This window comes from Cohnella pontilimi, assembly GCF_005049045.1.
In the GTDB taxonomy this organism is placed as follows: Bacteria; Bacillota; Bacilli; order Paenibacillales; family Paenibacillaceae; genus Cohnella; species Cohnella pontilimi.
The window spans coordinates 224,600-245,289 of sequence record NZ_SUPK01000006.1 but is presented as its reverse complement, the minus strand read 5'-3'; the positions used below and the strand labels follow the sequence as shown (position 1 = coordinate 245,289).

General features: G+C 57.0%; 17 protein-coding genes. All 17 read left to right on the top strand.

Translation table 11 applies throughout. The features are described 5' to 3' along the window. The first annotated feature begins 239 nt into the window (after window positions 1-239). The 17 genes from clpP to E5161_RS13685 all read left to right on the top strand — a co-directional run bounded on the left by clpP (window position 240) and on the right by E5161_RS13685 (window position 20,186). Window positions 240-830 carry an ATP-dependent Clp endopeptidase proteolytic subunit ClpP gene (gene clpP / locus E5161_RS13765; protein ID WP_136778387.1) on the top strand — a complete coding sequence of 197 codons (591 nt, stop codon included), beginning with the start codon at window positions 240-242 and terminating at the stop codon, window positions 828-830. A gap of 12 nt (window positions 831-842) precedes the next feature. Next, window positions 843-2,099 carry an ATP-dependent protease ATP-binding subunit ClpX gene (gene clpX, locus E5161_RS13760; protein WP_136778386.1) on the top strand — a complete coding sequence of 419 codons (1,257 nt, stop codon included), beginning with the start codon at window positions 843-845 and terminating at the stop codon, window positions 2,097-2,099. A 98-nt stretch (window positions 2,100-2,197) separates the two neighbouring features. Next, window positions 2,198-3,295, top strand: a complete 1,098-nt coding sequence (ispG, locus tag E5161_RS13755) for a flavodoxin-dependent (E)-4-hydroxy-3-methylbut-2-enyl-diphosphate synthase (protein WP_136778385.1) — start codon at window positions 2,198-2,200, stop codon at window positions 3,293-3,295. Further along, entirely contained in the window at window positions 3,292-3,789 is a 498-nt protein-coding gene (locus tag E5161_RS13750; protein WP_211246738.1) for a PCYCGC motif-containing (lipo)protein, read from the top strand. Before ispG ends, E5161_RS13750 begins: the two co-directional genes overlap by 4 nt. Window positions 3,790-3,889: 100 nt before the next feature. Next, a complete protein-coding gene (lonB, locus tag E5161_RS13745; RefSeq protein ID WP_136778384.1) occupies window positions 3,890-5,689 on the top strand; it encodes an ATP-dependent protease LonB in 1,800 nt (599 codons plus the stop codon). A gap of 216 nt (window positions 5,690-5,905) precedes the next feature. Next, entirely contained in the window at window positions 5,906-8,350 is a 2,445-nt protein-coding gene (gene lon, locus E5161_RS13740; protein ID WP_136778383.1) for an endopeptidase La, read from the top strand. Between the two features lie 29 nt (window positions 8,351-8,379). Further along, window positions 8,380-9,024 (top strand): ribosome biogenesis GTP-binding protein YihA/YsxC, encoded by a 645-nt coding sequence (yihA, locus tag E5161_RS13735; protein WP_136778382.1) that lies wholly within the window; start codon window positions 8,380-8,382, stop codon window positions 9,022-9,024. Window positions 9,025-9,188: 164 nt separating this feature from the next. Beyond that, entirely contained in the window at window positions 9,189-9,779 is a 591-nt protein-coding gene (locus E5161_RS13730; protein WP_136778381.1) for a non-ribosomal peptide synthetase module, read from the top strand. Between the two features lie 364 nt (window positions 9,780-10,143). After that, window positions 10,144-10,542: an adenosylmethionine decarboxylase gene (speD, locus tag E5161_RS13725; protein WP_136778380.1), complete on the top strand. Its 399-nt coding sequence runs from the start codon at window positions 10,144-10,146 to the stop codon at window positions 10,540-10,542. Window positions 10,543-10,891: 349 nt separating this feature from the next. Continuing rightward, the gene (hemA, locus tag E5161_RS13720; RefSeq protein WP_136778379.1) at window positions 10,892-12,286 is read left to right on the top strand and encodes a glutamyl-tRNA reductase; all 1,395 of its coding nucleotides are present in this window, start codon (window positions 10,892-10,894) and stop codon (window positions 12,284-12,286) included. Window positions 12,287-12,343: 57 nt separating this feature from the next. Continuing rightward, window positions 12,344-13,165 carry a cytochrome c biogenesis protein CcsA gene (gene ccsA / locus E5161_RS13715; RefSeq protein ID WP_169306693.1) on the top strand — a complete coding sequence of 274 codons (822 nt, stop codon included), beginning with the start codon at window positions 12,344-12,346 and terminating at the stop codon, window positions 13,163-13,165. Window positions 13,166-13,204: 39 nt separating this feature from the next. Beyond that, window positions 13,205-13,876, top strand: coding sequence for a precorrin-2 dehydrogenase/sirohydrochlorin ferrochelatase family protein (locus E5161_RS13710; protein WP_136778377.1), 672 nt, complete (start codon window positions 13,205-13,207; stop codon window positions 13,874-13,876). Then, window positions 13,873-14,817: a hydroxymethylbilane synthase gene (hemC, locus tag E5161_RS13705; RefSeq protein WP_136778376.1), complete on the top strand. Its 945-nt coding sequence runs from the start codon at window positions 13,873-13,875 to the stop codon at window positions 14,815-14,817. Before E5161_RS13710 ends, hemC begins: the two co-directional genes overlap by 4 nt. 4 nt (window positions 14,818-14,821) lie before the next feature. Next, window positions 14,822-16,405, top strand: a complete 1,584-nt coding sequence (gene cobA, locus E5161_RS13700) for a uroporphyrinogen-III C-methyltransferase (RefSeq protein WP_136778375.1) — start codon at window positions 14,822-14,824, stop codon at window positions 16,403-16,405. Continuing rightward, the gene (gene hemB / locus E5161_RS13695) at window positions 16,380-17,375 is read left to right on the top strand and encodes a porphobilinogen synthase (RefSeq protein ID WP_136778374.1); all 996 of its coding nucleotides are present in this window, start codon (window positions 16,380-16,382) and stop codon (window positions 17,373-17,375) included. Before cobA ends, hemB begins: the two co-directional genes overlap by 26 nt. Window positions 17,376-17,408: 33 nt before the next feature. Further along, a complete protein-coding gene (gene hemL / locus E5161_RS13690; RefSeq protein ID WP_136778373.1) occupies window positions 17,409-18,707 on the top strand; it encodes a glutamate-1-semialdehyde 2,1-aminomutase in 1,299 nt (432 codons plus the stop codon). Between the two features lie 168 nt (window positions 18,708-18,875). Then, entirely contained in the window at window positions 18,876-20,186 is a 1,311-nt protein-coding gene (locus E5161_RS13685) for a LysM peptidoglycan-binding domain-containing protein (RefSeq protein WP_136778372.1), read from the top strand. The last annotated feature ends 504 nt before the right edge of the window (window positions 20,187-20,690 follow it).

The following is a 20,690-nucleotide window of genomic DNA, read 5'->3' as shown; positions in this document are numbered from 1 at the left end:
TATCAATAGAAGTGGGGCAAAGGCACGTGCTAATCGGCGTGCCTTCTTTTTCTCCCTGCGACCGGAAGTCGGACAGGCTGCCTGCATCTTTCGATGCGATTCCAGCATAATATGTAACGACTTGGATACCCGGTTTCGCGCGCCGTCAAGAGGCGTTCGGTCCGCATGACATTCCGGTGGGAACGTGTTAGAATATTAGCGACGCTTTCAAGTCCACGTTGAAAAGAGGCTTGGTTGGAATGAGTTTGGTGCCAATGGTCGTCGAACAAACGAACCGCGGAGAGCGGTCGTACGACATCTACTCCCGGCTCCTGAAGGACCGGATCATTTTCCTAGGAAGCGCTATTGACGACGATGTTGCCAATCTCGTGATTGCCCAGCTGCTTTTCTTGGCCGCGGAAGATCCGGAGAAGGACATCTCCTTGTACATCAACTCACCCGGAGGTTCGGTTACCGCCGGTATGGGTATCTATGATACGATGCAGTTTATCAAGCCGGACGTATCGACGATTTGCTGCGGCATGGCCGCCAGCATGGGGTCGCTGCTTTTGACGGCCGGCGCGAAGGGAAAGCGCTATGCGCTTCCGAACAGCGAGATCATGATTCACCAACCGTTGGGCGGGGTAAGAGGTCAAGCATCTGATATTAAGATTCACGCGGATTGGATCGTCAAGACAAAGGAAAAACTGAATCGCATCTACGTGGATCGTACCGGTCAGCCTTATGAGAAGATCGAACGCGACACGGACAGAGACAATTTTATGAGCGCGGACGAAGCGCTGGCCTACGGTCTGATCGACAAGGTCATCTCTGCGCCCATTCCCGGATAAAGGAGGCATTCCATGTTTAAATTCAACGACGAGAAAGGCCAACTGAAGTGCTCCTTCTGCGGTAAATCGCAGGATCAAGTGCGAAAGCTGGTTGCCGGACCCGGCGTGTATATATGCGACGAATGTATTGAATTGTGCACGGAAATCGTCGAGGAGGAGCTCGGGCACGAGGAAGAGCTCGATTTGAAGGATATTCCGAAACCGAAGGATATCCGCAACATTCTCGATCAGTACGTCATCGGCCAGGAACAGGCGAAAAAATCGCTGTCCGTCGCCGTTTACAACCATTACAAGCGCATCAATTCCCAGTCTAAGCTGGAAGATGTGGAGCTGCAAAAGAGCAACATTATGCTGATCGGCCCGACCGGTTCCGGTAAAACGCTGCTCGCGCAGACCATGGCCAAAATTTTGAACGTACCGTTCGCCATCGCCGACGCGACTTCCTTGACGGAAGCCGGTTATGTCGGTGAGGACGTCGAGAACATTTTGCTCAAGCTGATCCAAGCCGCCGATTACGATGTGGAAAAAGCGGAACGCGGCATCATCTACATCGACGAGATCGATAAAGTGGCCCGCAAGTCCGAAAATCCGTCGATTACGCGGGACGTTTCCGGCGAGGGCGTGCAGCAGGCGCTGCTGAAAATTCTCGAAGGCACGGTCGCTTCCGTTCCTCCGCAAGGCGGACGCAAGCATCCGCATCAGGAATTCATCCAGATTGACACGACGAACATCCTCTTCATTTGCGGAGGCGCGTTCGACGGTCTGGAGCAAATCATTAAGCGCCGCATCGGCAAAAAAGTGATCGGCTTCAACTCCGTCCTGGAAGGGCAGAAGGATATGAAGCCGGGCGAGTACTTGTCGCTGGCACAGCCGGAAGACTTGCTGAAATTCGGATTGATCCCCGAGTTCGTCGGCCGTCTGCCGGTCATCTCCACCCTGGAGCCGCTGGATGAAGGAGCGCTTGTCCGCATCCTGTCCGAGCCGAAGAACGCTCTGGTTAAGCAGTACCAGAAGCTGCTCGAGATGGATAACGTCAAGCTGGAATTCGATCGCGGCGCTTTGGAGGAAATCGCCCGGGAAGCGATCAAGCGCAACACCGGGGCCCGCGGTCTTCGCGCCATCATCGAAGGCATTATGCTGGACGTGATGTACGAAGTTCCGTCGAGAGACGACGTCGTCAATTGCCTGGTGACAGAGAAGGTCGTCAAGGAAAAGATGACGCCGGAGCTGCACACGAAGAAAGGCAAGAAAAAAGAAGAGAGCGCCTAATGTTCCGCACCCCGCCTCCGGCGGGGTGTGTTTTAGCATGAATGTCACGGAAAGTTTAACACGTTATTTTGCCTTTTACCGGGGAGAGGAAATGCCGTATGTACAAACGCACTGACACCGTTCCCGTCCGGGTGGGGAACCTGACGATCGGCGGGAACAATCAAGTGATCCTGCAAAGCATGTGTACGACCAAAACGGCCGACGTCGCCGCCACTGTGGCGGAGATCAAACGCCTGGAGGAAGCCGGCTGCCAGCTCGTTCGCGTTACAGTGAACAATAAGGAAGCGGCGGAAGCGATCAAAGACATCAAACGCCAAATCTCCATCCCGCTCGTTTCCGATATCCATTTCGACTACCGGCTTGCGTTGATGGCCATCGAGAACGGGATCGACAAGGTCCGGATCAATCCGGGCAACATCGGCCGGCGTGAGAAAGTCGAAGCCGTCGTGAAAGCGTGCAAGGAGCGCGGAATTCCGATCCGGATCGGCGTGAACGCCGGTTCGCTGGAGAATCACCTGATCGAGAAATATGGCTATCCGACTCCAGAAGCGATGGTGGAAAGTGCGCTGTTTCATATCGGCATCCTGGAGGAGCTGGATTTTCACGATATTATCGTTTCGCTGAAAGCTTCCGACGTGCCAATGGCGATCGCTGCTTACACCAAGGCCGCGGAAGTGATCAAGTATCCGCTCCACTTGGGCATCACCGAAGCGGGCACGCTGTTCTCGGGAACGGTGAAGAGTGCCGCCGGTCTTGGCGTGCTTCTGAATGCCGGCATCGGCAACACGATGCGGATTTCGCTCAGCGCCGATCCGGTGGAAGAAATCAAGGTGGGCAGGGAACTGCTGAAGACGTTCGGGCTCATCACCGACGCTCCGACGCTGATCTCGTGTCCGACTTGCGGCAGGCTGGACATTGACCTGTTCTCGGTGGCCAATGAAGTGGAAGAGTATTTGTCCAAGCTGAAGGTGCCGATCAAAGTCAGCGTGCTGGGCTGCGCGGTTAACGGTCCCGGAGAAGCTCGGGAGGCCGATATCGGCATCGCGGGAGCGCGGGGAGAAGGCATGCTTTTCCGTTATGGAGAAATGATCCGCAAAGTGCCGGAAGAGGAGCTCGTTTCCGAATTGAAGCGGGAAATCGATTACATTGCGGCGGTCTATAACGAGACGGGCGTCATCCCGGGGAGGAAGCATTGAGCGGCCGCGGGGCACAGAGCAAGCTGTTCTGGCTGCTATGCTCGCTTGCGCTGATCGCGGTTCTTGCGGCATGCGGCAAGTCGGGGGAATCCCCCCGCGTGCATCAAGCCGCCAATGGAGATTTGCAAGAGGAAACGGCTTCCTTGCATGATCTTCCCGCATTTTTGGACGAGCGTCCGAACAAAGTGAAGTTGGCTTATGAAGCGGCCGCGGCCTTGCAAGATACGCTGCAATGGATTCCGTGTTACTGCGGATGCGGAGAAAGCGCCGGCCATCGCAATAACTTGCATTGCTTCATTCATGAGGTGAGGAAGGACGGCACCGTCGTCTGGGACGATCACGGTACCCGCTGTGACGTTTGCTTGTCCATTGCGCTGCAAAGCGCGCAGCTGAAAAGCCAGGGCAAATCGAACGCGGAGATACGCCAATTCATCGACGCGACATACAAGACCGGCTACTCGAATCCTACGGACACGCCGGTTCCGGTTTCCTGAACCGCTTATATCCTCCGGTATCCGGGCAATACTACTAAGTATAGCCCGGATACCGGATTTTTTTGTCTTGGGCGTGAAGCGTTCGGGGAGGATGAAGAAGATGACCTTGGGCACGATTTTGATGCTCATTCAGGTGTTTTTTGCTGTCGTCATCGGCGTCTATTTTTGGAATTTGCTCCGCAACCAGAAGAGCAACCGCTCGGCCGTGGACCGGGAATCCAAGAAGGAGATGGAGAAGCTGCGAAAGCTTCGCTCGATCTCGCTGACCAAGCCGCTCGCGGAGAAAACGCGGCCTGCTTCGATGATGGACATCGTCGGACAGAAGGAAGGGCTGCGCGCATTGAAAGCGGCTTTGTGCAGCAGCAACCCGCAGCATGTGCTCGTTTACGGACCTCCCGGTGTTGGGAAAACCGCCGCGGCACGGGTCATCCTTGAAGAAGCGAAAAGAAATCCGCTCTCCCCTTTTCGGCAGGACGCGAAGTTCACTGAGATCGACGCCACGACGGCCCGTTTCGACGAGCGCGGCATCGCGGATCCGCTGATCGGTTCTGTTCACGACCCGATTTACCAGGGTGCAGGCGCCATGGGCGTGGCGGGCATCCCGCAGCCCAAACCCGGAGCGGTGACCAAGGCGCACGGCGGCATTCTGTTCATCGACGAAATCGGCGAGCTTCATCCGATCCAGATGAACAAGCTGCTTAAGGTTCTAGAGGACCGCAAAGTGTTCCTAGAGAGCGCGTACTATCACGCGGAAGATCCCAATATTCCGATGTACATCCACGATATTTTTCAAAACGGTCTGCCGGCCGACTTCCGTCTCGTAGGCGCCACTACGCGCTCTCCGAACGATTTGCCGCCGGCTTTGCGCAGCCGCTGCATGGAAGTGTATTTCCGCCCGCTGCTCCCGGATGAGATCGCCCGGATCGCGGAGAATGCGATTCAGAAAATCGGTTTTCAGCCGATGCCGGAAGCCGTCGATGTCGTCAAGCGTTACGCCACCAACGGCAGGGAAGCCGTGAACATTATCCAGCTCGCGGCAGGTCTCGCCTTATCGGAAAATCGCAGCCAGCTGTCCGCAGCCGATGTGGAGTGGGTCGTGAACAGCAGCCAGCTCCCTCCGCGGCCGGACCGCAAAATTCCGGCCGAACCGCAGGTGGGCCTGGTCAATGGCCTTGCCGTCTACGGCCCAAGCATGGGCGCGCTGCTCGAAATTGAAGTGACGTCGACCCCCGCTTCGCCCGGAAAAGGACAATTCACGATCACGGGAGTCGTGGACGAGGAAGAGCTGGGCGGAGGTCAGCGGACGCTTCGGCGCAAAAGCATGGCGAAGGGATCGGTGGACAACGTGCTCACCGTACTGAGACGCTGCGGCTTGCGTGCGGAAAATTTCGATCTCCACGTCAACTTCCCGGGAGGCACGCCGGTAGACGGCCCTTCCGCGGGTGTCGCCATGGCGGTCGCAATCGCGTCGTCTTTGACCAAACGGCCGGTAGACAACAAGCTGGCTATGACCGGCGAAGTGAGCATCCACGGCAAGGTGAAGCCGGTTGGCGGCGTCATCGCCAAGGTGGAGGCGGCGTTCCAATCCGGTGCGGAGACGGTCCTCATTCCCAAAGAAAACTGGCAGGAGATTTTCGACAGCCTCGAAGGGGTAAAAGTTATTCCGGTCGAAAATATGGAGGAAGTGTTCCGTCACGTGTTCGGAGAGGCTCAGTCGCTTGACCTGGTACAAGAAGAAGCCGTGCAGCCGGCGGTATCCGCGGATTCGTTCGCCGCAGCCGCGCCTTATTCCGTCCTGCACGCCGGATCGGCCGCGACCGATGCCGCCTCACTCGAGACGAACGCCCACCGCCGCGACAATCCGATGCCTTCCTCGCCGGGTTTGCCGGCACAAGGTTGACTCGCATCCTTCCGGCGCTCGCGCCGGATTTTCATCGGCCGATCCGCTGCCGCCCAAGCAGCCGAATCGGCTTTTCCTTTTTCGCATACGATACACGAAGCGGTACTCCGTGACTGCTTGTAAGCTGTCCGTTTTTTGCGGCGGGCCGCCGCATTTGGTACAATGACGGAAGTATTCGTGTAAGGTTCGAGAACCGTTTCAGAGGAGGTGCCGGACATGGGTTCGGGCAAACCGAAAAGCCGTTCCATACCTTTGCTGCCCCTTCGCGGGCTGCTCGTTTATCCCAGCATGGTGCTTCACTTGGATGTCGGACGGGAAAAGTCGGTCAAAGCGTTGGAACAAAGCATGGTCGACGACCACATGATTCTTCTATGTTCCCAGTCCGAGGTCAACATCGAAGAGCCGACGCAGGAAGATATTTACCGGGTCGGCACCATTTCGAAAGTTCGTCAAATGCTTAAGCTGCCGAACGGAACGATTCGTGTACTGGTCGAAGGTGTGTCACGTGCGGAAATCGAACAATACTTGCCGAACGAAAATTTTTACGAGGTTGTCGCGAAGGAGCTTCCGGAAACCGGTGAAAACGATCCTGAGCTGGACGCCCTCATGCGTGCCGTATTGAGCCAATTCGAGCATTACATCAACCTGTCTAAGAAAGTAACGCCCGAAACGCTGGCCGCGGTCACGGATATCGAACAGCCCGGTCGGCTCGCCGACGTTATCACCAGTCATTTGTCCTTGAAAATTAAAGATAAGCAAGACATTCTCGAGACGGTGGCAGTCCGTCCTCGTCTGGAGAAGCTGCTGGACCTGCTGGGCAACGAGCGGGAAGTGCTGGAGCTCGAGCGCAAAATCAGCCAGCGCGTCAAGAAGCAGATGGAAAAAACGCAGAAGGAATATTACCTTCGCGAGCAAATGAAGGCGATCCAGAAGGAGCTCGGCGAGAAGGAAGGCCGGGCCGGGGAAGTCGAAGAGCTGAGGGCCCAGCTGGAAGAAGCGCAATTGCCGGAGAAGATCGCGGCGAAAGTCGAGAAGGAAATCGAGCGTCTGGAAAAGATGCCGGCTTCTTCCGCGGAAGGCGCGGTTATTCGTACCTACGTCGAGTGGCTGCTCGCCCTTCCTTGGACGAAACAGACGGAAGACGTCCTGGATATCGCAAAAGCCGAGCAAATTCTCGAAGAAGAGCATTACGGACTGGAGAAACCCAAAGAGCGGGTCTTGGAATATTTGGCCGTTCAGAAGCTCGTCAAGAAGCTGAAAGGGCCAATTCTGTGTTTCGTAGGACCGCCGGGAGTCGGCAAAACGTCGCTGGCGCGATCCATCGCCAAATCGCTTGGCCGAGAATTCGTCCGCATTTCGCTGGGCGGCGTGCGTGACGAAGCGGAAATCCGCGGCCATCGCCGCACCTATGTCGGCGCGATGCCCGGCCGTATCATTCAAGGCATGCGAACTGCCGGCACGCAAAATCCGGTATTCTTGCTGGACGAGATCGACAAGATGGCGATGGATTTTCGCGGGGACCCGGCCTCCGCCCTGCTTGAGGTATTGGATCCGGAGCAAAATTCCACCTTCAGCGACCACTATATCGAGATCCCGTTTGATTTGTCCAACGTCATGTTCGTGACGACGGCGAACGTGGTGCATAACATTCCCCGGCCCTTGCTGGACCGCATGGAGCTGCTCACGGTTCCGGGCTACACCGAGCTGGAGAAGCAGCAAATCGCGCAGCGGCACTTGCTGCCGAAGCAGAAGAAGGAGCACGGCTTGGAAGAGGAGCAGTTGGATGTGCTTCCCACGGCCGTACTTGCCCTCGTGCGGGAATATACGCGCGAGTCGGGCGTACGGAACATGGAGCAACAGCTCGCTTCCATTTGCCGCAAGGCCGCCAAAGCGATCGTTGCAGATCCGAAAGCGGCGCCGGTCGTGGTGGATGTGGAGAAGCTAAAAGAATATCTCGGCCCGCCGAAGTTCCGTTACGGTATGGCGGAGCAGGAAGATCAAATCGGAGCCGTTACCGGTCTGGCGTGGACCGAAGTCGGCGGCGACACTTTGGTTATCGAAGTCACCGTCATGCCCGGAAGCGGCAAGCTTACGCTGACAGGCAAGCTCGGCGACGTCATGAAGGAATCGGCACAGGCGGCGTTCAGCTATACGCGCAGCCGGGTGAAGGAGCTCGGAATCGAGCCCGATTTTCATGAAAAAACGGACATCCATATCCATATTCCCGAAGGCGCCATCCCTAAAGACGGACCGTCCGCCGGCATCACGATGGCCACCGCCATCATTTCGGCGCTGACGAACCGCGCCGTATCGCGGGAAGTCGCCATGACCGGCGAAATCACGCTGCGCGGCCGCGTGCTGCCTATCGGGGGACTGAAGGAAAAATCGCTGGCCGCTCACCGGGCCGGCATCCGCAAAGTGCTCATTCCGAAGGACAACGAGCGCGATCTGCGGGATATCCCGGAAAGTGTGAGGGAAGAACTGACATTCATCCCCGTCTCGCATATGGATGAAGTCCTGCTGCATGCGATGAGGGAGCCGTTCGTGGTGACCCCGCCCGCTTTGTCGGGCAGCGATCCGGAAGTGGTGAAGCCGGAAGTCGGCATCCCGGCCGCGGTCGATCCGGACGCCAAAGACGGTCCGCCGCTCGGCACCCATTAGAGGCCAATTCGGAAGGACGTTCTGTTTCGATGAAAATCAAATCCAGTGAGTTTGTCATCAGTGCGGCCGGCGAGAGCCAATTTCCGGTGGACGGTTTGCCGGAAGTGGCCTTAGCCGGCCGATCCAACGTAGGTAAGTCTTCGCTCATCAACAAAATGCTGCTGAGAAGAAACTTGGCGCGCACGAGCGCACAGCCGGGCAAAACCCAGACGCTGAACTATTACCTGATCAACGGGGAGCTGTACTTCGTCGATTTTCCCGGTTACGGTTACGCCAAGGTGTCCAAATCCCAGCGGGAAGCGTGGGGCAAGCTGGCGGAGCGTTACTTGCGCGACCGGAAACCGTTGAAGCTGGTGCTCCAGCTGGTGGATCTCCGTCACCCGCCGTCCGCCGATGACCGGAATATGTACGCCTGGCTGTCCCATTACGGCATCCCGATGTGCGTCGTGGCCACCAAGGCGGACAAAATTTCCCGCAATCAAATCCCGAAGCATGCGAAAATCGTCCGGCAGACGCTGGGTATGCCCGGCCATGTGCCGCTGATCGTGTTTTCCTCGGAGACGGGGCAGGGACGAGAAGAATTATGGAGCTTGATCGAGCAAGCGGTCGAAATCGCCAGCGAATCCCCCTCCGAACCCGAGAACTTCGCACAGGAAACCGAGGATAACGGGTAAAAGTTCGGCCGGATGCCGGGAGGAATCGTTTTTTACGCGTTTTTCCCGGAAAAATCAAAGGCGGCGAGCAAGAATCCTCCGGATTATTCCCTTATAATAAAAGTGGGTAAGTAAATACAAGGGAAACACAATCAGGCAACAAAACGGGAATTGAGGAGATTTTTATGGCTCATCGGGTAGCCACGGAGTATGTCAACGCCAATCTGACGGTTTCAGAAGCCCAACTGCCGCGCCTTATCGCCTTATGTGAAACCCAGCAGCTTCGCTTGCAGGTATTCGTAATGGACAACGGCAATCAGGAAGTCGTTCTGGAGGATGACGCTGGCGGCGAATCTATCCGCTTGACCTTTGAGCGATCGAACGGAAATTATCGGTGCTCGCTGACCTGCAGGGTCATCAAGCCCAAGCTCACCAACACCCTTCGCCAATTGGTATCGTCCTTCAAAGGCGATGCCGTCGTAAACCGGATTTATCAAGGTTTTACCATGGTCTATCACTACATGCAGGGAGCTGTCGTACGCATCGTAGAGTGCCGGGACGGCGCGATTCGAACGGTATACGAACATCGGGATACGCTCGGCCGGCTGGAAGCGCAGTTTCTGCTCTGTTCCGTCGAGGGAGAGATCCATCGGGTTCGCGAAGCGGTGAACGAACTGCTGGACCGCCGTATGAAGTTAAAGGATCCCCAAGCCATTGAAGAAGTGGATGAACGTTTAAAGTATCACAGCCGCTTGTTGTTCGCGCTTGAAGCCTGAAAATATTTTAACTTTACTTTGTTAAACACGAAGAACCGCGATTGCGGTTCTTTATTTTTTCGGGAAAAACATCTAAATTCCGCATATAGCGGGGCTTGAACGGCACCGCAAAAAAGCGCTTCGGAAAAAGCGGGGAAACCCCGCGTCCGGCGCGGGATGGACGAGAGTTTTTTTGTTTCAAAAAAATAGTTGCATTTCACGCGGATAGATGTTATTTTTAGTTTCGTTGACAACACAATAGGAACCAGGATTCACTCAGGAATGGATTCGGTCTGCGAGCAAATTCCCTCGAGAAGTGAATGACGTAGGTCCTAGCGGATGAAATCAGCTTCACATTTTATTCCTAGGAAGGGGGAACCGAAAGATGGAATACTCTACTTTCGGACGGCACGTTGCGGTTGACACATGGGGAGTTAGCTTCGATATGCTGAACAACGCCGAACTTCTCCAATCGCACATGGTGGAAGCAGCCGAAGCATGCGGCGCCACCGTTCTCTCGGTTCAAGCACAACAATTCGAACCGCAAGGCGCGACCGTACTGGTTCTTCTCTCGGAGAGCCATCTGTCCATTCACACGTATCCTGAGAAAGGTTTTGCCGCTATCGACTGTTACACTTGCGGCGAAACGGTTGATCCGCAGGCTGCGATCGATTATCTTGTTTCTGTTCTGAAGCCTGAACGTACTTATGCGAAGAAGCTTGTACGGGGCTTGGGCGAAATGCAAGTTGAAGAGCCGGTCATGAAACAGGCGGAGCTCGTATAATCCCATTGAAAAGCGAAGAGAGCCATGAGGCATCGCCTCATGGCTTTTCCTATTCCTAGGAATAACGCGGTGTTTTGCCGCCGACAATAGGGAAATGCGGTATGATTTCCCCTGTCATAAACTTTTCATATTTGGCCGTGAGCCCGATTGTCCCAACGTGCTATAATAAAATTTGGTGATGATGATACTGAAAGTTTTAAGTCCGCTGAAGTGTTAAAGCGAGAGAAAACTTTCTGTGCATGGAAAAACTTCCTCTTAACGCGGTCGCTCAACTTGACTTTACTTCGATTGAAGTTTTTCCTAATTCGCAGGGTCCCTCATGTATCTAAAGAAAGGCAGGTGAATGCCCGTGCATTTGATTGTCGTCGGTTTGAATTACCGGACCGCTCCCGTTGAAGTTCGCGAACGTTTTGCTCTTGCGGAAGGCCAGCTGCCCCAGGCGCTGGACATGCTGAAGCAGACGACGGGCATTCTGGAAGGCGTGATCGTGGGCACCTGCAACCGGACGGAAATTTATGCGGTGGTGGACCGCCAGCAAGTATGCGGCCACTATATCCGCTCTTTTATGGAACAATGGTTCAATATGACGAGAGAGCAATTTAACCGGCATCTCTACATGTATGAAGACGATCAGGCGATTGAGCATTTGCTCAAGGTCGCTTCGGGACTCGATTCGATGATCCTGGGCGAAACGCAGATTCTCGGTCAGGTGAAGGAAGCTTTGCGATTGGCCCAAGAGCATCGGACGACCGGCACGATTTTTAACCGGTTGTTTAAACAAGCCGTCACCTTCGCCAAGCGCGCGCATTCGGAGACGTCGATCGGCGAGAGCGCCGTATCGGTCAGTTACGCGGCTGTCGAATTGGGCCGCCGGATTTTCGGCCGTTTTGACGATAAGACGGTTTTCATTATCGGAGCCGGCAAGATGAGCGAGCTGACCGCCCGCCATCTGTATGCCAACGGCGCGAACCGCGTGTTCGTCGCAGGACGCACGGTGTCCCGCGCAGAAGAATTGGCGGACAAATTCAGCGGAACGGCGCTGTCGATGGAAAATGCCGTCGCCCGGCTTCATGAGGCCGACATCGTCATCAGCAGCACCGGCGCGAGCAACTTCATCCTGAGCCGTGAAGCGGTGGAAGCCGCCATGGCCCGACGCAAGAAAAAACCGCTGTTCCTGATCGACATCGCGGTGCCGCGTGATTTAGACCCGGCTTGCGGGGATGTGCCGAACGTGTTCCTGTACGACATCGACGATCTGGAAGGCATCGTGGAGACGAACCTGGAAAAACGCCGCCAAGAAGCGGTCGTCATCGAAACGATGATTGATGAAGAGCTGGAGGCCTATCGGGAATGGTACGCCACGCTCGGCGTCAGCCCGCTCATTCGCGCGCTGCAGGACAAGGCGGCCGCGATTCATGAAACGACGCTGCAGAGCATGCTCCGCAAGCTTCCGGATTTGGACGAGCGGGAACTGAAAGTGATCCGCAAACTGACCAAAAGCATGGTCAACCAAATGATCCACGAGCCGATTTTGCGGATCAAGGAACTCGCCGCCGAGAAGAAAAGTGAAGAGGCGATGAAGCTGTTCGTCCAGCTGTTCTCTCTGGAAGAGAATGTGGCGACGCTTCAAGCCGAGGCCGATGCCCAGCGCAAAAACCGCAAGCCTGCCGACGACCGGGAGTCCTCCGGCGTCGCGCGCGATCTGGAGACTTTGCTGACCCAACTGGCGGGAGCTCTGCAATAAACATTTAACGGGGCTTACCGGCCGATGTCCCGGGATGAGGGGAGGCTCATAACCCCCATGTTGACCCAAGATTGGCTGACCGATGCCGTACTTTACGTATATGCCCTGAGCCTGCTGTTCTTCGTATCCGACGCCGCTTCCGGCAACCGGAGCGCAAGGAAAGTCGGCACAGGGCTGCTTGTTTTCGTCTGGTTGCTGCAAACCGTCTTTTTGCTCATCCTGCTGTTTCAAAGCTTCTCGATGGCGGAAATTACACCGAGAGAGTTTTTATTTTTCGTCTCCTGGCTTCTCGTGTCCATCTCATTCATTGTGAACCGCTGGATCCGGGCGGAGCTGCTCGTTCTGCTCGTGAACGCCGCAGGGTTTGCCGTGCTGGCGCTCAACCTGCTGCAGAGGCCGGACCGGAGCATGCAGCTGTCCGCGTGGGAAGTCGCCAGACGCCTGCTCGTGCTTCATATCGGGTTGATTACGGTTGCGTTTGCCGTGCTTACAGTCGCCGCAGTTCTCGCCGGCATGTATTTGTTTTTGCACCGCATGCTCAAAAAGAAGCGCTGGACGCCGATGATGACGCGCATGCCCAGTCTGGAGCTGATCGATCTCTACGCTTTTCGCGCGGGGCTGATCGGGGTGCCGCTGCTGTTCCTGTCTTTGTCGACAGGCGCAGCTGCGTTAATGCAGGACGGGAGATCCGAATTTTTGCTGGACGAAAAGGTGCTGTTTTCTTTCGCGGCCGCCGTCCTGTATTTCGTCTATCTATTCAGGCGAATGGCTTCGGCAGACGACGGGACAAGGCTTGCGCGCTGGAACCTGTTCGGATACGTCTTGCTGGTGGCCGGTTTTTTCGCGAATTCCGGTTCCGCGTTTCACCGGTGGTTATAATCTGGGCTTCCACGTGAACGAGAGAGAGGGTGGACCGGGTTGGCGGAATGGTATCCTGTCATGCTGAACATCAGCGAAAAAAAATGCTTGGTGGCAGGCGGCGGACCCGTGGCGGAGCGTAAAATCGCGGGTCTGCTAAGCGCCGGCGCCAGAGTGATCGTCGTCAGTCCGCAGTTGACGCCGAAGTTGCGAGAGCTCGCGGACAACGGCGGCATTCTATGGATCCCTCGGGAAGCTGTAGACGATGATCTAGAAGGAGCCGCGCTCGTGTTCGCCGCAACGGGCGAGCCGGACGTAAACCGGCGATTGGCCGAGTCCGCGCGGTTGTTGGGGATTCCGGCCAATGTGGCGGATAACGGCGAAGCCGGGGACTTTATGGTTCCGGCCGTGCTGAGGCGGGGACGCTTCGTGCTGGCTGCCGGAGTTTCGGGCGCGGGACCGGCGTTGGCCGCCCGTGTGGTGCGGGAGTTATCGGCCCGATATGGGCCTGAGTATTCGGTATATGCCGATGCGCTTGGACATATTCGCCGTGCTGTGAAGGAGCATGTGGCGGATCCTGAGGAACGGCGCCTTCTTCTGTTGGCTGCTGTGGAACCGGATGCGCTTGAAGAATGGCGGCAGGCCGGCTGGCTGAAGTCTCAGCCCGGCAAGCTGCTTGAACGGCTGAGAAGCCGTGCGGAGGCAGCAAAGCCAAAGGAGGAGAACCATTGACCACACCATTCAAACGCCGTATCGTCGTCGGCACCCGGCAAAGCGCGCTCGCGCTGACGCAAACCGGACAAACCGTCGACAGCCTTCAAGCGATATGCGAAGCCGCTGGCTTGCCCTATACATTCGAACTGAAGCCGATCGTCACCCGCGGAGATCGGATTCTCGACGTTACGTTGTCCAAAGTCGGAGGCAAAGGCTTATTCGTCAAGGAGATTGAGCAGGCGCTGCTCGACGGCGATATCGACATGGCGGTACATAGCATGAAGGACATGCCGTTTGAGCTGCCGGACGGGCTTGTGCTGGGCGCTGTGCCGAAACGGGAAGATCCTCGGGATTGCTTGATCAGCCGGACAGCCGGAAGCGTGGACGAGCTGCCGCACGGAGCGCGCGTCGGCACGAGCAGCTTGCGAAGGTCCGCGCAGCTGCAGGCGGCGAGACCGGATTTGCACATCGAATCGATCCGAGGGAATATCGACACGCGATTGCGCAAGCTGGAGGAGGAAGGATTCGACGCGATTCTGCTCGCAGCGGCAGGTTTGCACCGGATGGGGTGGAAAGACCGCATCACCTCCTATTTACCGTCGGCGCTCTGCTTGCCTGCGGTCGGTCAAGGCGCGCTTGCCGTCGAATGCCGGGCGGACGACGAAGAAGTACTGGAATTGCTCGCAAGGTTTAACGACGAGCACACAGCGCGGACCGTAGCGGCCGAACGAAGGCTGCTCGGATTGCTGAACGGCGGCTGTCAGGTGCCGATTGGCGCTTATGCGGAAACGACGGACGGTGCGGAAATCGTGCTGACCGGTATGGTCGCATCTCCGGACGGAAAGAGGCTGCTGAAAGAGACGGCATCGGGAACGGATCCGGAACGGGTCGGCGAGATCGTTGCACAGGCGCTTCTGGCGCGGGGAGCGGACACGATCCTGGCGGAAGCGAGGGAGTAACGACATGACCAAGGGCAGGGTGTATTTGGTGGGCGCAGGACCGGGCGACCCGAAGCTGATCACCGTCAAAGGACTTGAGGCGCTGCAGAAGTCGGACTGCGTCGTATACGACCGGTTGGCCGGCCCGCAGCTGCTGAACCGTGCCCGGCCGGACGCCGAGCTCATTTATGTCGGGAAGCTGACGGACCGCCATACGATGAAGCAGGAGGACATCAACCGGCTGCTTGTCGATTTGGCCTTGCAGGGTAAAACGGTGACCCGGCTCAAAGGCGGCGATCCGACCGTTTTCGGCCGGGTCGGAGAAGAGGCGGAGCTGTTGGGGCAGCACGGCATTCCTTATGAAATCATTCCCGGCATCACGTCGGCGATCGCGGTGCCGGCTTATGCGGGAATCCCGGTCACGCATCGGGACCTGGCTTCTTCTTTTTCCGTCATTACCGGACACGAAAGCCCCGACAAACTCGACCGTTCCATCCAATGGGACAAGGTCACGCATGCGACCGGCACGCTCGTTTTCCTGATGGGTGTCGCTAAAATCGGGTATATAGCAGAGCAGTTGATCAAACACGGCAGGTCGCCGGAAACGCCCGTCGCCCTCATCCGCTGGGGAACGCGGGCGGAGCAGCGCACGTTAACCGGAACGCTTGCCGATATCGAAGAGCGCGTCAAAGAAGCAAATTTTCAGCCCCCTGCCGTCATCGTTGTCGGTGAGGTAGTGAGGCAGCGGGAGACTTTGGCATGGATTGAGGACAAGCCGTTGTTCGGGCTGCGCGTACTGGTGACCCGCTCTCGTTCGCAGGCCAGCGAGTTGGCCGACAAGATCTACGAGCTCGGCGGCGAACCGTACGAGTTTCCGGTCATCGAAACCCGGCTTCCGGATTCCGCGGAAGCGGTAGAGCGCGTCCGCCATGCATTGGCGGATGCGGAAAGCTATGATTGGGTGCTCTTGACGAGCGTGAACGGTGTCGACTATTTTTTTCGATGGCTCGATCATTTCGGCGTCGATATCCGCCGCTTCCACAAGGCCCGGTTTGCGGCAGTCGGTCCCAAGACGGGCGAAGCGCTTGCCGCACGCGGCGTACGGTCGGAGCTGCTGCCGGAGAAATACCGCGCGGAAGGACTTCTGGAATCATTGTCCGGTCCTATCAAAGCCGGTCAGAAAGCGTTGCTCCCCCGCGGAGATCTGGCCCGCGTGATCCTTCCGAGAGAGCTGGAACGGTTAGGCGTCGAACCTGTCGTAATCGATACCTACGTCACGGTGCCGGCCGAAAAAAAGGATCCCTTCTTGCTGGAAATGCTGCAAAACGGAGAGATTCATGTCGTGACCTTCACGAGTTCGTCTACCGTCGTTAACTTTGTAGATGCGCTTAAGCACTCCGGAGTGGAAGATCCGGCACGCTTGCTAAGCGGGGTGGAGATCGCCTGCATCGGACCGATCACGGCCCGCACGGCGGAGGAGCAAGGCCTTACGGTCACGGCGCTTGCCGAACCGTCGACCATCGACGGATTGGTCACGGCATTGTCAAATAAACGGCTTCATCAAGAAAGGAGAACGGATGGACATGGCTTACCCTCTTACAAGGCATAGAAGACTGCGTTCCACGGCCGCCATGCGGAGCTTGGTTCGCGAGACGGTTCTGAACGTGGACGATTTGATCGCTCCGATCTTTATCGCGCAAGGCGAAGGAGTTCGTCAAGAAATCTCTTCGATGCCCGGCGTGTACAATTGGTCCCTGGATACAATGAATCAGGAGTTGGATGAAATCGTATCTCTGGGGATCAAAGCGGTGCTAGTTTTCGGAGTTCCGAGCGCCGCCGAGAAAGACGCTGCCGGTACATGTGCGTATGATGAGAACGGCATCGTGCAGGAAGCGATTCGACGGATGAAAGACCGTTATCCGCAGTTGATCGTGATCGCGGATACGTGCCTTTGCGAATTTACCGACCATGGGCATTGCGGCGTCGTGCACCGTCACGGCGATACCGCCGTCGTCGATAATGACGAGTCGTTGGCGCTTCTCGTTCGTACCGCGGTGTCTCAAGCGAGAGCAGGGGCGGACATTATCGCTCCTTCGAACATGATGGACGGTTTCGTCACAGCGATCCGTCAAGGACTGGATGAGGCCGGATTTCTTGATGTCCCGATTATGTCTTATTCAGTAAAATATGCTTCGGCGTATTACGGTCCTTTCCGGGAAGCTGCGCAATCCGCCCCGCAATTCGGCGACCGGAGATCGTATCAGATGGATGCGGCGAACGCCCGCGAAGCGCTTCGCGAAGCGGCAACGGACGTGGACGAAGGCGCCGATTTCCTGATGGTGAAACCGGGTCTCGCCTACCTGGATATCGTCCGGATGCTGAAAGACCGGTTCGATCTTCCGCTTGTCATTTATAACGTAAGCGCGGAATACTCGATGGTGAAAGCGGCCGCGATGCAGGGCTGGATCGATGAGAAAGCGATCGTGCTCGAAACGTTGACGGGCATGAAACGGGCCGGCGCCGATCTCATCATCACCTATCACGCGAAAGACGCCGTGCGCTGGCTGCGCGGAGAGTAACTTTCCAATTTCTCAGATGAGGATGTGACGCACATGAGCGAAAAACAGGTTCGCACGGATTCACGTTCTAAAGAAGCTTTCGAACGGGCAAAGAAGGTCCTCCCTGGCGGGGTGAACAGTCCGGTTCGCGCGTTTAAGTCGGTCGGCATCACTCCGCTCGTGATTGAACGGGCATCGGGCAGCCGAATTACGGACATCGACGGACAGAGTTATATTGACTACGTCCTGTCTTGGGGACCCCTGATCGCCGGACACGCGCATCCGGAGGTCGTCGAAGCGCTGAAGCGTACGGCGGAAAAAGGGACGAGCTTCGGCGCGCCAACGGAGCTGGAGACGGAGATGGCGGAGCTGGTTTGCGAGCGTGTGCCTTCCGTGGAAGTGGTGCGCATGGTCAACTCCGGTACGGAGGCGACGATGAGCGCCCTGCGTCTGGCGCGCGGCTACACCAAACGGAGTAAAATTCTCAAGTTCGAAGGTTCCTACCATGGTCATGCCGACAGTTTGCTGATCAAGGCCGGATCCGGTGTGGCCACCCTGGGACTCCCAGACAGTCCGGGAGTGCCCGAGAGCGTCGCCGCCAATACGATCGCGGTACCATACAATGACCTGGATTCCGTCAAACTGGCCTTCGAGCGTTTCGGAGAAGAAATTGCCGCCATCATCGTGGAACCTGTAGCGGGCAATATGGGCGTCGTGCCGCCGCTGCCCGGTTTTCTCCAAGGACTGCGCGATGTGACGACCCAGTATGGCAGCCTGCTCATTTTTGACGAAGTGATGACCGGCTTCCGCGTCCATCTGAACTGCGCGCAAGGTTTGTACGGCGTGACGCCGGATCTGACCTGCCTGGGCAAGGTGATCGGCGGAGGCCTGCCGGTCGGGGCATACGGCGGAAAACGCGATATCATGGAGCAGATCGCGCCGGTCGGCCCGATTTATCAAGCCGGCACGTTGTCTGGCAATCCGCTCGCCATGACCGCGGGATACACGACGCTGAAGCTGATGACTCCGCAAAAATACGAGCAGCTGGAAAGCTTGGCCGCCCGTCTGCAGACCGGTTTAGAGGCTAACGCCCGTGAAGCCGGCGTCCCGATGACGATCAACCGCGTCGGCTCCATGGTTTGCCCTTTCTTTACCGATACCAAGGTCGTCAACTACGACACGGCGCGAACCGCCAACGGAGAAACGTTCCGCGCAGTATTCCGCAGCCTTCTCGACGGAGGAGTGAACATCGCGCCTTCTCCGTTCGAAGGATGGTTCCTTTCCACGGTGCATACTGAGGATGATATCGATCTCACGATTGAAGCTCACCGCGAAGCTCTTCGCAGTTTGTAATAAAGCCTTTTCCGCTCCCCGTTCGATATGCCCTGCCGGCATCGGGCGGGGTTGTTTGCTTTTCGGCAACAGTGAGGCATGCCCGATTTTCCCCGGCATATAGATAAATAGGAAAGCTGTCAAAGGCCCGGCACGCTCGGGCGCGATGCCGAAAGGAGGACGTTTTTCGTGACGGATCCGTTACGCGGTTTAAGGTTCGACATCTATGAGCGGGTGCACCTGCCAGAGGATGTTGCGGCGATCGGCGAACTGGAAGAGATTGAACTCGTACCCCATATGAAAGTACTGCCCCAGGAGGATCAGGTGCTGCTCAGGGGGCATTTGCTGTTGTCCGGCGTTTATCGGCCGCTAAACGACGCGGATAGTGCGTCGCAGCTGGAGCATTGGATTCCGGTAGAAATTTCGCTGCCGATGAACCGTGTCGACAAGGTGGAGGATTTGGCCATCGAAATCGATAATTTCGATGTAGACGTATTGTCCTCGCGCAGCTTGAATGTCACCGGCGTACTGGCGCTTCGCGGGGTTCAGGCTGCCGCTTCGCACGCTCCGGTCTGGAGGGACGACAGCTTTACGGTCGTGCATGAGGCGCCGTTCATTCCGGAGGCACCCGATGCAGACGAGCAGCAAGAGACGGTGCCGTTCGCACGGCAAGCAGTTCCGAAACCTCCGGCTTCGTCGGACGAGGGCGGCACCGCGCTGCCGGACGAAGCGAGATCGTCCGAGCCTCCGCCGGCGCTCGAAGATACTCCTCCATTTGAGTCCCCCGATCCGGCTTCGGAAGCCGGTGTTTGGCGGATCGAAGAACAAGAGCCGGACATCGGGATGCAAGACGAAGCAGAAACCCAAATCCGGGTGGAAGCGGAAGCGGAACAGCAGCCGGCCTATGATTTGGAGCAATGGATACGCGATCAGGATTCGCAAGCGCAGTCCGATGAAGCGGAGGAATGGCTGAATCCTGAGGCATACGAGTGGAAAGGAGCGAACGAGCCTTCGGAATGGGAAGACGAATCGTCAAGCCGTCCACCCGAGCCCGAAATTCCGATTCCGGGCGCATATTCGACCGTTCCCGATGAGAAGCCGGAAATGAAGGTGGCCTTCGGAGTAAAATCCCCGCAGCCATCGGCAAGCAGTGTAACGACCGGCGTCGGCCTTCTTTCACAGTTGGGGGAGAAAGGCGCAGCCCGCGAGGCGGAGCTGCGGGCCATGCTGTCGGCCCAAGCCGAATCGAGCGTGCCGGATGCAGACGAAAAGTTAAGCAAGGAGAGCACCGGTGACGAGCTCGAATGGACGCGTTTATTCTTAAGTGACGGCGCGGACGCTCAATCGTTCCGCAAGATGAGGCTGTGCATCGTCCAAAAGGATGATACGCTGGAGACGATCGCCGCCCGCTATCATGTTCAAACTCGGGAACTGCAGCGGCACAACCGGCTCAGCGATCCTTACTTATCGGCAGGACAAGTGCTGTATATCCCGTCGTAAACCGCAGCGGTGTATCGCAGCATAGCCGGTGTCGACAATCTGGCCACTCTTCCGGGAGTGGCTTTTTTGGCATGCGCCGGGCGGCATGCCCTGCGCCCGTCCTTATTGACTCTCCATGGCGAGACGGGTAGAATAATATAGAAAGACGCGGAAAGGGAAGCGTTCGCGATTCACCCCTACAGAGAGCGGAACTGCCGGGCAGCCGGCGCTGTGAGGTTCCGCAGACGGCGTGACGCGGCGGGTCGCCCTGGAGTCTCCCCATTGAGCCCTGGCCGAAGAGCCGGCGGTTAGAGCGGGACGGGTTGCAGCCGTTACCCTGCGACAAGTGCCGTACGGCCCGCTGCATAGCCGAACGGAACGAAGGTGGTACCACGGAAGATAAACCTTTCGTCCTTTGCGACGGAAGGTTTTTTGTATTTTCCCGGGGTCCCCAAAAAGGAATTGGATTAAGCTTCAGAGCCGCACGTCACTTTTTGGGGAGAAATTATTAAGGAGGTTGTCGCT